Origin of the sequence: Candidatus Clostridium helianthi (genome assembly GCF_045310795.1) — a bacterium.
GTDB lineage: Bacteria > Bacillota > Clostridia > Clostridiales > Clostridiaceae > Clostridium > Clostridium helianthi.
The window spans coordinates 219224-232183 of record NZ_JBJIAB010000001.1; the positions used below are offsets into that span (position 1 = coordinate 219224).

Here is a 12960-nt window from a genome sequence, read left to right on the forward strand (position 1 = left end):
TTCCAGTTTTGCTTGTCCTGAACTTGTTTCAGGAGCACGCAGAAATGGTGCAACTTCTGCTATTAGAAATTCACAGTTTAATCCTCAGTAACAGGAACAAATAATATGACCTTTATTTAGGTAAATATACTCACAAAACTAATTTATATTACATATAGAATTCTCACTAGAAAGTTGAAACATTTTTATGCAGCAGGCATTTGAAAATAAGCTGTTAAAAGTGCTTGATTGTAGGTTGTTCAGCTACTGCTTGTCACAATGAAATTGGGAGCAAGCAGTAGTGATGCAACCTGCAATTTAGCACTTTCAGCGAAATTTTCATAGTCCTGCGAAATAACAATGTTTCTACTTTCGGTAGATCATTATGTAAATCTATATTACTTTATTTACCTTCTTCACTACTTCCATAATAGTAGTAGTATTTACCTCTAGTATTTTCTACTGCATGAAGTACAGTTCCTAATATATTAGCTCCAACTTTAGTTAATAAGTTCTTTGCATCAATTACTGATTCTCTGTTTGTTCTTTGTGCTCTTACAACAAGTATAGTTCCATCTACCTTTGTAGAAAGAATTTGAGCATCTGTAACAGCTTGAAGTGGAGCACTATCTAAAATTACCATATCGTATTTCTCCCCTAATTTTTGTATTAAATTAGTCATGGCAGTTGAAGATAACATTTCCGATGGATTTGGTGGAATCTTACCAGATGTTAGTATATCAAGATTTTCGTTACGACTTTGTATTACATTATCTAAATCTTCTTTTCCTATAAGAACTTCTGATAATCCACTTAAGTTCGATAGTTTAAAATTTTTATGAACTGAAGGTTTTCTTAAGTCACAATCAACTATTATAACTCTCTTCTCATTTTGAGCAAAAGATAATGCAAGATTACCTGATACAGTAGATTTCCCTTCTGCTGCTTCCGCACTAGTAACTACAATACTTTTAATTGTCTTATCGAAAGATGAATACTGAATATTTGTTCTTAATGTTCTATAAGCTTCTGATACTATTGACTTTGGCTTTTTTTCAACTACAAAGCCTCTATAGTCTTGATTAGCTACTGCTTTATGTAATTTTTTTGCTGAAAACATCTTTTATCCCCCTATTCCAAATCCTCAGGAATTGCACCAATAACAGGAACTCCTAATATTTGTTCTAATTGTTCTTTGCTTTTAAAAGTACTATCCAAGAATTCTAATAAAAATGATAATCCAACACTGACCATAAGTCCAAGTAAAAATGCAATAGCAATATTTAATTTCTTATTAGGGCTAGCGGGATTTTCAGGCAATTCTGCTGGCTCTACTATTTTTACATTACCATTTGGTATAAGATCTGTAGATGTCTTTATAAACTGATTCGTTATAGAATCTAATACTTCTTTACTTAAATTTCTATCCTTGCTTATGTATGTTATTTCTAAAATCTGAGTATTTGCTGCTGGTGTAACAGTTAAACCAGCAAGAACATCTTTAGAAGTTAAATCAAAACCTTCAGCATTAATAGCTTTTTCAACTAAGGCATTAGTCTTTATAACTTCTGCATAAGTTTTTAATAATTGCTGATACATCTGAATATCACTATTATTATAATTTTGATCCTTGCTATCTGTCTTTTCTTTACCTATAAACACCTTTGTGCTTGCTTCATACTTTGGTGCAATTACAAAAAAACTAACAATTCCGGCCGTTAATGTTGCAAGTAAGGTTATCGAAAGTATCATCTTCCATCTTTTTAATAATATATTTATTATTTCTTCGATCCTAATGGACTCTTCAATTCTTATGTTTTCTTCGTTCATCTGTCAAACTCCCTATAATTTCTATTTTTAAATGCATGTACCAATTTTTTTCTGTTTAAATCATTTTTTCAAATAATCAGTCGTAAAGGTTTAGTCTAAAATTACACACATCATTAATTTCATTAATCTTCTCAAAAAAATATTCCCCCTAAATAGTCAATTAAATTTAATAACATCACTATTTACCATTATATCATAATTTTTTCTTATATTATACTTAGTATTTAAATTAGACATAAAAAAACAAAATATTTTACACTAATTTTTCTATAAGTTATATTTTGTAATTAAACTTGTTATGTTTTTTTATAAAATTCACATTCTTCAATGCACAATACTTACTTCAATGCACAATTCACAATTCACAATTCACAATGCACAGTGCATAATTCTTACTTCAATTCGCTATTAGGGACATAATTCTTGGGATATTTTTTTGAATCATCATGAGGAGTTATTTGTTTCAATATATATATAACAAAAATAAGCAGTAAGATCTATAAGTTTCTTACCACTTCATTATAGTTATTATTTTTTAATGGAATTTTAATTTATTTTATATCTACACTAGAAATAAGGGGCATGCTTTTAGGTCATGTTGCTTCTAGGATATTAACATTATTTAAATACAAAAAATAAGGAAAAAATTTCAAGTGATTATCTATACTAGAAAGAAAAGTTATTCTTTTGCGTAGTGTTGCATTGAGAAAAGAGCTATAGGATTTCTTAAGTAGAGAACCCAAATCCATGATTTGGTGTGAATCACTTACTCAGCGAGTGAATACGAGTCGAGTTTCCTTATATATTGTTCCATTGTTGCTTGTCCTGAGCTTTGCCTCAGGAGCATGCAAAAATGGATGCAACTTTTACTTTTAGAAATCCATAGTCCGATTCTCAAAAAATATTATTCCCACAAAACTTTATTCATACATAAAACAGAAATGAGATACATGTTTATGCAGCAGGCATTTGAAAATAAGCTGCAACAAGTGGAGTTTTAATACTATATAACTTTACTTTATACCTACACTAGAAATAAGGGGCATGCTTTTACGGAATGTTGCATCTAGGATTTTGATGGCTATGTTTCTTGATTATAAGTTGTTCTAAAATGCTAGTTCAAAATTTACTTTTGAGGCTAGAATTTTGGGTACAACTTATACTCTTAGAAACATCCATCTAAATCCTTAGCAACTGGAGTAAATGCATGCCCCTTATTTCGGTAGTTTATCCAAATAAAGTTCTATCACTTAGAGCTTCTGCTCCATTAGCTTTTTCAAAGAGTCCAAGAAGTTTATTATTATCTAATTTTTCTTTTTCTTCACCTTTGACGTCAACTAAAATCTTGCCTCTATGCATCATGAAAAGTCTATTACCATTTTCAAGAGCATGTTTAAGATTATGGGTAACCATAAGTGTTGTTATTCCGCTGTCTTTTACTATATTTCTTGTTATATCCATTATTATTTCTGATGTTTTAGGATCTAGTGCTGCTGTATGCTCATCTAGTAATAATAACTTAGGTTTAGACATTACTGACATAAGTAGAGTTAAAGCTTGTCTCTGTCCTCCTGATAAAAGCTGTACTTTATTATAAAGCTTATCTTCAAGCCCCAAATTAAGTTCTTTTACCATCTCTTTGTAATAATCTATCCTCTTTTTATTTATCCCAAAGCTAAGCCCAAAGGATTTCCCTTTATTATCTGCAAGAGCGATATTTTCTAATATTGTCATATTAGGTGCTACACCCATTGATGGATTTTGAAAAACTCTCCCAATAGACTTTGATCTTGCGTATTCAGGTTTATTAATAACTTCATCACCATCTATTAATATTGATCCTGAATCTGCTTCAAGAGTTCCAGATATCATATTTAACAATGTTGATTTACCTGCTCCATTTGAACCTATTATACTTATGAAGTCACCTTGCTTAACATCCAATGATAATCTATCAAAAACCCTATTTTCATTTATTGTATTTTGATTAAACACTTTGGATAGTTGTTTCACTTTTAACATCTTTAGCACTACCTCCTATAACAGATTTTCTTTTCTTAAATTTCAAGACACCGCTATTAGAACATAATGCTATAACTACAATTATAGCTGTCATTAATTTTAAGTCATTGGCATTTAATCCAAGTTTTAATACTATTGCTATTGCCGCCTTATATATAATTGCCCCAAGTATTGATAAGGTAGTCACTTTAATAAAAGATAATCTCTCAAATAATGATGTTCCGATAATTACTGCCGCAAGCCCCATTACAACAGTACCAGTTCCCATTCCAACATCACTAAATCCTTGATATTGTGCAGTTAGTGCCCCAGCAAGTGCAACTAATGCATTACTTATCATAAGACCTAACACCTTAACTAAATCTTTATTTACTCCAAGCGATGAAACTACTTGTTCATTATCACCAACAGCTATAAGCAAAAATCCTGATTTAGTTTTTAAATATAAATCTAATAGTATTTTCACTACAATAACCATTATTAAAATCACTACTATAGCCGGAATTGATGACTTAAATAAATTAGGAGTATTAAATAATGGAACATTTGCTTTTCCCATTATTCTTAAATTAATAGAATATAATCCTATCATTACTAATATTCCAGCCATTAAATTTGTTATTTTAAGCTTAACATGCAAAAATGCTGTTATTCCTCCAGCTAATGCTCCACCTAAGGTTGCTATTATTATACTAATCCATGGATTAACCCCATTTACCAAAAGAGCTGCGGAAATTGCAGCCCCAAGTGGGAATGTAGAGTCCACTGATAAATCAGGAAAATCTAAAATTTTATAAGTTATATATACTCCGATTGAAACTAATGAAAATAGCAGCCCTTGTTCTAAAATATTTATTAAAACACCCACTACTCAACGCCTCCAGTTACCTTTTTACAATTTGATTCTATATCTGCTGGAAGTGTTATATTTAATTTCTTAACTACATCAGTGTTTATAGTAAATGACATATCACTTAATGTGCTTATTTCAACATCTGATGGCTTCTTTCCATCTAGAACTTCTGCTGCCTTATATCCAGCTTCTTTTCCTAGCTTGTAATAATCTATTCCTATAGAAGCAAGTCCACCTTTAGTTACTACTGCTTCTTCTGCACCTATTATAGGAACGTTTTTATCTAAACAAAGTTTACCTACTAACGCATATCCTGAAGCAACTGTGTTATCTGTAGGTGTATATAATACATCTATTTGACCTAAAGCACTTGCTAAATTTTGATTTATCTCATTAACATTTGTAACACCAATTTCTTTTACTGCTAAGCCTTGTTTATCTGCAGCTGCTTTAAGCTCATCAACTTGAGTTACAGAATTTGTTTCTGAAGTGTTATAAATTACTCCTACTGTTTTAGCATTTGGAAGTAATTTTTTTAATAATTCTATTTGCTTGTCCACAGGGACTTTATCTGATGTACCTGTAACATTTGTACCTGAACTCTTCCAATCCTTTGCTACTTCTGCTTTAACAGGATCTGTTACTGCTGTAAATATTATTGGAATATCTTTAGTTGAATTATAGGCTGCTTGAACTGCTGGTGTTGCAATCGCAAAAATCAAGTCTTTCTTTGCATCTGTGAATTGCTTGGCAATTGTTTGCGCATTAGCTTGTTCACCTTGAGCATTTTGCTGTTCAATTTTAATATTCTTGCCTTCTTCATATCCCTTGTCTTTTAATCCATCGACAAATCCCTTATTAGATGCATCTAACGCATCATGTTGAACCAACTGAATTACTCCAATATTCTTTACTGCCGATGATGCAGTACCTCCATTATTAGAATCCGTTGCACTTTTTCCGCATCCTGCAAGAATTCCTCCAACTAAAACTGTACATAGCAGCATGGCTGCTTTCTTTTTTCCTACCATATTTCTATCCTCCTACTATATTCTTATTATCAATTTCCTACTATACTCCAAAATGCCAACTACCTTCCCAATAAATACAATCATAAATATATATCTATATTTATGATAAATATTCAAATAAATTGATAATAATTTATAAATCTTTTAAGTTATGATATCATATTTTAAAATACTTGTAAAGTTGCTACCTATACTTTGCAAGCTTTTTTAGTTTTTTAGTATAAAAATTATATATCAATTCACAATGCACAGTTCACAATGCACAATGCTCAATTCGTAATCCACAATTCGCATGCATAATTCACCTTTTACAATTCACAATGCACAATTCACAGTTCACAATTAATGAATGATGAAGTTGTCAGGTTGAGAATTACTATTTTCTTCATATATAGGACTATCAAAAAAGGAGCTGTCGCATTAACGGATTAGAATCCGTTAATGACAGCCCCTTTTCTTTCATATACGTAAATCAGCAGTATACTTGTATTATTCTTTTTTGTTTTTCACTGAAATTTACAAGCTCCTCATCTAGCTTTCCTGTTTCTTATCCTGCCTTATTACTTTCATCATCATATGATTATAAATCAATTGCTCATAAAGCTTATTATTTATTTTACAAACTCCATCTTTCTCCTTTAAAATACCATATATACTTCCTAAACTTACTATATTATCTGTTTTTATATAATTTATATTTTCATTATCTAATACTATTCTTTTAACAAAATCATATAGTTCCTCATTGTTTTCTATATTTTTAATAAGACTCTCAAAATTAGTATTACTATCTTTTAATATTTCTTTTACAGCTAAATCCATATATTCCTTTTCCCAAACAAATTCATTATCACTCATTATCTTCTCATCTATTATCTTGCATAACTTGCTTACTAAAAATGGATATCCTTCTGTATAAAAATAAAGCTTTTCTGAAAAGTATTCTTTATCTAATATAACTTTTTTATCCTCCACATAATCCTCAAGCATAGTCATTATTTCTTCTTTTGAAAAGCTCATATCAACTTCAAAATCTGAGGCTATATTCCAAGGGCTGTTATATTTATGTTCTTCATCACTTCTTATTTTAACTTTAAGAGTTTTAACATCATAGACACCAGCCAAAATTATACTGTGAAAAGTATAATCCCTCCCTTCACTTCTAAGAAGATATTTGTTTCTAAGCATTCCTAAAAAACTCAAAAACAATTGATTATTACTGCTTTTATCAACTTCATCTATCATCAATACTACTTTTTTGTTTATTTCTCTAACAAATTTAGTTATAAAATAGGATAAATCATCTAAGGTTTCTACGCCTTCTTTATTAGAAGAAATAAATTTTGATAATTCAACATTTTCAAATTCAATTGTACGTTCTAATATTTTCATAAAACCTTTACTAAACCTATTTTCATCATCAAAAATCAAATCGCCTATACCTTCAAAGCTTATCTTTATAGGAAAATAATCTTCTGATTCCTTTAACTTATTATCTAGTAAAAATAAAGTTGTAGTTTTCCCATATTGTCTTGGTCTATTTATTACAAAATACTCTTCACCATCAATAAGCTCCATTATTTTATCTATTTTTTTCGAAATATCCACAATGTAATGTTTATTAGGAATACAAGTTCCAGTGACATTAAACTTTTTCAACATAATTTTATCACCATCCCATAAATAATATTTAATTCTGTTAATTGTTGCCTGCTATAAAGGTAATGCTCTGTGACCTATTCCTATAACTACTTCATCTAAGTGCAGAAGCCCAATACTTAAGAATATGCATACTGAAATATGTTCTCCACCTCTAGCAATCCCGATTTTTCCACCTACATTTTGACCATTTGCTCTATTTGCAACTTGAATAACCGCATCTCTAGTTGCTCCTATAACAGCACCTTCATGCAAATGCTCTTCCCTTATTAATTCGTTTCTTTTTGCAGCAACTAGTGCACTTTCGAGTATTTTAGCTATTGATGAATTTATATTTCCGCCTACATTTACTGCCGTAACTTTAATTCCTTTCTCTGCATATACTTTCTTTAAATGCTCTTCTTCATGTCTATCGCATATAGCCATTTTAGCAGCTATCTTTGCAACTCTCGTACTATTACTTTCCATTTTTTGCACTCTCCAATCAATTGAAACCTATGATATTGATCTGATTAACTTAAACATATACCTGAAAAATATCTTTTCCATTAATATTAGATCTTTCTTCTTTAAACTCTTTGTTTTTATTAAAGTCAAAAACTAATAAATATCCCACATTTAAATCATGTATATTCAAATAATCACAAAGCTGCTCGATTCCCTTTTCGTGGTATTTTAAACCTCTCCAGATTTTCATCTCAATTATATATTTAAAATTATTGTATGTTATGACTACATCTAATCTTTTTTCTTCTGAAACTTGAACTTCCTTAAAATCAAATCCTGTTCCATTTATTATTGGTTTTATGAATGCTAAAAATAATAATCTTCCATGATGTTCTGCAAATTCTTTATCCTTAGAAGAATACTGTTCCTTCATAAACTGCTGAAACCTTTTTAGAATTTTTTCTATGTTCAATTCTCCATTTTCTTTAACAAAGGCTTCCTTGAAGTTATATTTCTCCATATTACTATAATTATTTTCAAACTTTGATATCATATAATTATAAATTCTTTCCCTAAATATTTTATTAGATATTTGAACTTTGCCATCTGTATTTTTGAAATATCCATAAAGCACCCCTAAATCAACAAGAGGATTATCATTATTAAAGCTCTTATCATTTCCCCTCACTATTATGTCTTCAATGTAATCATAAAGTTCTTTATTGTTTTCTAAGTTCTTAATTAAACTATCAAATAAAGTATTTTTTTCTTCTAAAATAATTTTAACTGCCTTTTGTATATCTTCACTCTCCCAAGGCCCTTTATCCAATTCATAAATTTTTTCATCTACAATTTGGCATAGCCTGCTAACTAAAAACGGGTATCCATCTGTAAAAAAGTGAATATCTTCACTAAGTTTATCTATATCCATAGATAAAGAATTTTCTATTGCATATTCATTTAGCATAGTAGCTATTTCTTTGGACGAAAAACTCATATCAATATTAAAATCTGCTGCGATATTCCATGGAGAATTGTATTTTTCCTCATTCTCGTTTCTAATTTTTAGTTTTAAGCTTTTGACATCATATACTCCAGCTAGAATAACACTTTTAAAAGTGAAGTCCTTTCCAACTTCTCTAGCCAAATACTTATTTCTAAGCATTCCAAGAAAGCTTAAAAACAACTGGTTATTTGAGCTTTTATCTACTTCATCTATTATCAAAACAACATCCTTTTTGGCATTCTCAACAAACTGTGTTATTATTTCTGATAACTCTTCAATATCCCTAATTTCTCTGCTTAAATTTTCTAGCTTCCTGCTTTCTTCTTTATCTGAAAATGCTAGATCTTTAATTATTAGTTTCAAGAATTTATTACAAAAGCTTTTTTCATCTTCAAATACAATATCTCCAATTCCTTCAAAGCTTATATTTATAACTAAATATACATCCTTTAATTTATTATTTATCTCATTCAAAGTCGTCGTTTTTCCATATTGTCTAGGTCTATTTATTGTAAAATAGAATTCATTATCTATAAGTTTTTTTATTTCTTCAATTTTATTACTTATGTCAACCATATAGTATTTTCTCGAAACACAGACCCCTGTGCTATTAAACCTTTTCTTCATACTCTACATACACCACCGATCTTTAACTGATTTATTATATTATATCCTATAAGTTATTTTAATAAAACAAAAATAAGACTAAAGAGTATTTCTCTACCCTTTAGCCCCTATATTAAATCTTGCCATATATAAATCGATTATAAGCTATAGATAACACAATTTAAGAATTAGACTTATTAGATGAACATATTTACAAAGTTGCTAAAACTTTAAGCTAATATCTTCACTAGAAATCATAAATATATTTGTGGAGAAAACATTTGAAAATGAGCTGTTAAAGGTTCTTAGCTGTAGGTTGTTCCATTTTAGCCTGTCAAACTAAAAGTTGGAGCATGCTAAAGTGGATACAACCTGCCGCTTAGAACCTTCAGCGATATTTTCATAGCTTTTCGGAATCAAAATATTTATGATTTCGGTAAGTTATCACATAAGTCTAGCTTTAAAGTTCGATATCTATAGATTTATACTATAAAATTAATAAAAGTTTCCCATAGCTCTGAATTTATTATATCTATTATCTATTAGTTCATTTAAATCTTTTTCTTTTAATTCTAACAAGCTATCTACAATTGTTTTCTTAAGAACCTCTGCTGTTTTAACAGGGTTTTTATGTGCGCCACCTCTAGGTTCTTTTATAATACCATCGATTATATTAAAATCCTTAAGGTTCTTAGAAGTTATTTTCATAACTGCTGCTGCTTCTTTAGCTCTACTTGCATCTTTCCAAAGAATAGACGCAAAACCTTCTGGTGTAAGAACAGCATATATAGAATGTTCTAACATAAATATTTTATCTGCGACAGTTAATGCTAAAGCTCCTCCGCTTCCACCTTCACCTGTGACAACAGAAATTATTGGTGTTTTTAATCTGCTTAATTCAAAAAGATTGTTTGCAATTGCTTGCCCTTGACCTCTTTCTTCTGCACCACTGCCTGGAAATGCTCCTGGCGTGTCTACAAAACATATTACAGGTCTTTTAAATTTTTCAGCCTGCTTCATAAGTCTTAATGCTTTTCTATATCCTTCTGGATTTGGCATTCCAAAATTTCTTTCTATATTCTCAGCTGTATTTGATCCTTTTGTGATTGCAATAACAGTTACGCTTATATCATTTATTGATGCGATTCCACCAATTACTGATTTATCATCACCAAAGTTTCTATCTCCATGAAATTCTATAAAATCTTTAAATATATTTTCTATATAGTATTTTCCTGTTGGTCTGTCTTTGTGCCTTGCTATTTCAACACTTTCCCATGGTGTTACATTAATCTTCATAAAATCTTTATCCATAATTAATTCCTCACTCCATGCAAAATAAGAATTTTATATATACATGCTCTCATATTCTTTCTTTCAACAATGGCATCAACAAAACCTTTTTCAAGCAAAAATTCTGCTTTTTGAAAATTATCTGGAAGACTTTCTTTGATTGTGTTCTCAATGACTCTTCTTCCTGCAAAGCCTATTAATGCATCAGGTTCACTTAAAATGATATCACCTTCCATTGCAAAACTTGCAGTTACTCCTCCAGTTGTTGGATCTGTTAATATAGAAATATATAAAAGACCAGCTTCACTATGCTTTGCTAGAGCTGCACTTATCTTCGCCATTTGCATAAGTGAAAAAATACCTTCCTGCATTCTAGCACCGCCAGATGCTGTAAAAATCATTAATGGAAGCTTGTTTTCTGTAGCATGCTCTATAAGTCTTGTAATCTTTTCCCCTACTACAGTTCCCATACTTCCCATCATAAAGAAGCTATCCATAATAGCACATGCTACTTCTATACCATTTAGCTTTCCAACTCCAGTAACAACAGCTTCTGTACTATCAGTCTTTCCGCTCTTTAACTTTTCTTCATAGCCTTTAAAATCTAATGGATTAGTAGTTTTTAAGTCTTTCCAGAATTCCTTAAAAGTATCTTTATCAAAAAATACTTTTATTCTTTCTTTTGCGTTAAGTCTAAAATGATGACCACAAGTCGCACAAACGAACTTAGAATTTTCTAAGTCTTCTGCATATATCATTGAATTACACTTATCACATTTCTCCCACATACCTGATGGTATATTAGGTTTTTCTTCAGAAACACTCTTTTTTAACGTTGAGGATTTAACAGTTGCATATTGTCTTTTTACAAATAAATCCTTAAGCATTCTTCTTCACCATCTTTTCTGCTAAAAATGAAGTATCATAATCTCCTTCTAAGAATTCTTTAGTATGAAGTATTGATAATTCAAAATCAATATTAGTCTTTACCCCACCTACTGCAAATTCTGCTAATGCTCTATCCATTTTTACAATAGCTTCATTTCTATTATTACCAAAAGTAATTAATTTAGCTATCATAGAATCATAGCAATGAGGAATTTTATACCCACAGAATATAGCTGAATCTACTCTTACTCCCATCCCCCCTGGGACGCAAAGCTCTTCGATTGTTCCTGGACATGGTCTAAAATCATGTTCTGGATCTTCTGCATTAACTCTACATTCTATTGCATGACCTTTAATCTTTATATCATCTTGAGTATAAGCTAATTTTTCTCCTGAAGCTATCTTCAATTGTTCTTTTACTAAGTCTATGCCTGTAATCATTTCAGTAATTGGATGTTCTACTTGTATTCTAGTATTCATTTCCATGAAGTAGAAATTATTATCTCTATCAAACAAGAATTCTATAGTTCCTGCATTCTTATAATCTACAGCTAGAGCTGCTTTCTTTGCAATTTCACCCATTTTAGCTCTTAATTCTTCTGTTAATACATTTGATGGTGCTTCTTCTAAAACCTTTTGGTTCTTTCTTTGCATTGAGCACTCTCTTTCGCATAAATGTATTACATTTCCATGTTCATCAGCTAATATTTGAAACTCAATATGCTTTGGTTTTTGAACAAATTTTTCTATATATAATGAATCATCTCCAAAACAAGCTTTTGCTTCTGTTTTAGCAGTTTTAAAGCCCATTAAGAATTCTTCATCATTATGTGCAACTCTTATTCCTTTACCACCGCCACCTGCTGATGCTTTTATCATTATTGGATATCCAATACCTTTTGCAATTTCTAAAGCATGAGCTTCGTCTCTTATTTCGCCTTCATATCCAGGTACCACAGGAACACCAGAAGCTTTCATGATTTCTCTTGCCTTGGCCTTATTTCCCATAAGCTCAATTGTCTCATAATCAGGGCCTATAAATTTAATATTGCATTGTCTACACATCTTTGCGAATTTAGGATTTTCTGATAAAAATCCGAACCCTGGATGTATAGCGTCAGCTCCAGTTAAAACACATGCACTTAGAATGTTTGTTATGTTTAAATAACTATCTTTAGGCATTGCAGAACCAATACATACAGCTTCATCTGCAAGTTGAGTATGAAGTGCTTCTTTATCTATTTCTGAATAAACAGCTACTGTACTTATTCCCATTTCTCTACAAGCTCTAATTATTCTAACTGCAATTTCTCCTCTGTTGGCAATTAGCACTTTCTTTAACATCT

At 30.5% G+C, this 12960-nt stretch carries 10 protein-coding genes and 1 pseudogene; all 11 read right to left on the reverse strand.

Annotated features, from left to right (window positions below; translation table 11 throughout):
• Positions 1-382: 382 nt before the first annotated feature.
• The 11 genes and pseudogenes from ACJDTP_RS01030 to ACJDTP_RS01080 all read right to left on the reverse strand — a co-directional run bounded on the left by ACJDTP_RS01030 (position 383) and on the right by ACJDTP_RS01080 (position 12958).
• Entirely contained in the window at positions 383-1099 is a 717-nt protein-coding gene (locus tag ACJDTP_RS01030) for a CpsD/CapB family tyrosine-protein kinase (protein WP_406760241.1), read from the reverse strand.
• Positions 1100-1110: 11 nt separating this feature from the next.
• The gene (locus ACJDTP_RS01035; RefSeq protein WP_406760242.1) at positions 1111-1809 is read right to left on the reverse strand and encodes a YveK family protein; all 699 of its coding nucleotides are present in this window, start codon (positions 1807-1809) and stop codon (positions 1111-1113) included.
• A gap of 1227 nt (positions 1810-3036) precedes the next feature.
• Positions 3037-3831, reverse strand: a complete 795-nt coding sequence (locus tag ACJDTP_RS01040) for an ABC transporter ATP-binding protein (RefSeq protein WP_065416663.1) — start codon at positions 3829-3831, stop codon at positions 3037-3039.
• On the reverse strand, positions 3797-4699 hold the full coding sequence (locus ACJDTP_RS01045; protein ID WP_406760243.1) for an ABC transporter permease: 903 nt from the start codon (positions 4697-4699) through the stop codon (positions 3797-3799). The genes ACJDTP_RS01040 and ACJDTP_RS01045 overlap by 35 nt, the downstream gene beginning before the upstream one ends.
• Entirely contained in the window at positions 4699-5715 is a 1017-nt protein-coding gene (locus tag ACJDTP_RS01050; protein ID WP_161223359.1) for an ABC transporter substrate-binding protein, read from the reverse strand. Before ACJDTP_RS01050 ends, ACJDTP_RS01045 begins: the two co-directional genes overlap by 1 nt.
• Positions 5716-6285: 570 nt before the next feature.
• Positions 6286-7377, reverse strand: a pseudogene (locus tag ACJDTP_RS01055) (AAA-like domain-containing protein); the annotation flags it as partial.
• A gap of 51 nt (positions 7378-7428) precedes the next feature.
• Positions 7429-7842, reverse strand: a complete 414-nt coding sequence (locus tag ACJDTP_RS01060) for a HutP family protein (protein ID WP_406760244.1) — start codon at positions 7840-7842, stop codon at positions 7429-7431.
• 49 nt (positions 7843-7891) lie between these two features.
• Complete coding sequence (locus tag ACJDTP_RS01065; protein WP_406760245.1) at positions 7892-9454, reverse strand: GxxExxY protein; 1563 nt, start codon at positions 9452-9454, stop codon at positions 7892-7894.
• 474 nt (positions 9455-9928) lie between these two features.
• Positions 9929-10747, reverse strand: a complete 819-nt coding sequence (locus tag ACJDTP_RS01070) for an acetyl-CoA carboxylase carboxyltransferase subunit alpha (protein WP_406760246.1) — start codon at positions 10745-10747, stop codon at positions 9929-9931.
• 2 nt (positions 10748-10749) lie between these two features.
• The gene (gene accD / locus ACJDTP_RS01075; protein ID WP_077840611.1) at positions 10750-11613 is read right to left on the reverse strand and encodes an acetyl-CoA carboxylase, carboxyltransferase subunit beta; all 864 of its coding nucleotides are present in this window, start codon (positions 11611-11613) and stop codon (positions 10750-10752) included.
• Positions 11606-12958: an acetyl-CoA carboxylase biotin carboxylase subunit gene (locus ACJDTP_RS01080; RefSeq protein ID WP_077842840.1), complete on the reverse strand. Its 1353-nt coding sequence runs from the start codon at positions 12956-12958 to the stop codon at positions 11606-11608. The genes accD and ACJDTP_RS01080 overlap by 8 nt, the downstream gene beginning before the upstream one ends.
• Positions 12959-12960 lie beyond the last annotated feature (2 nt).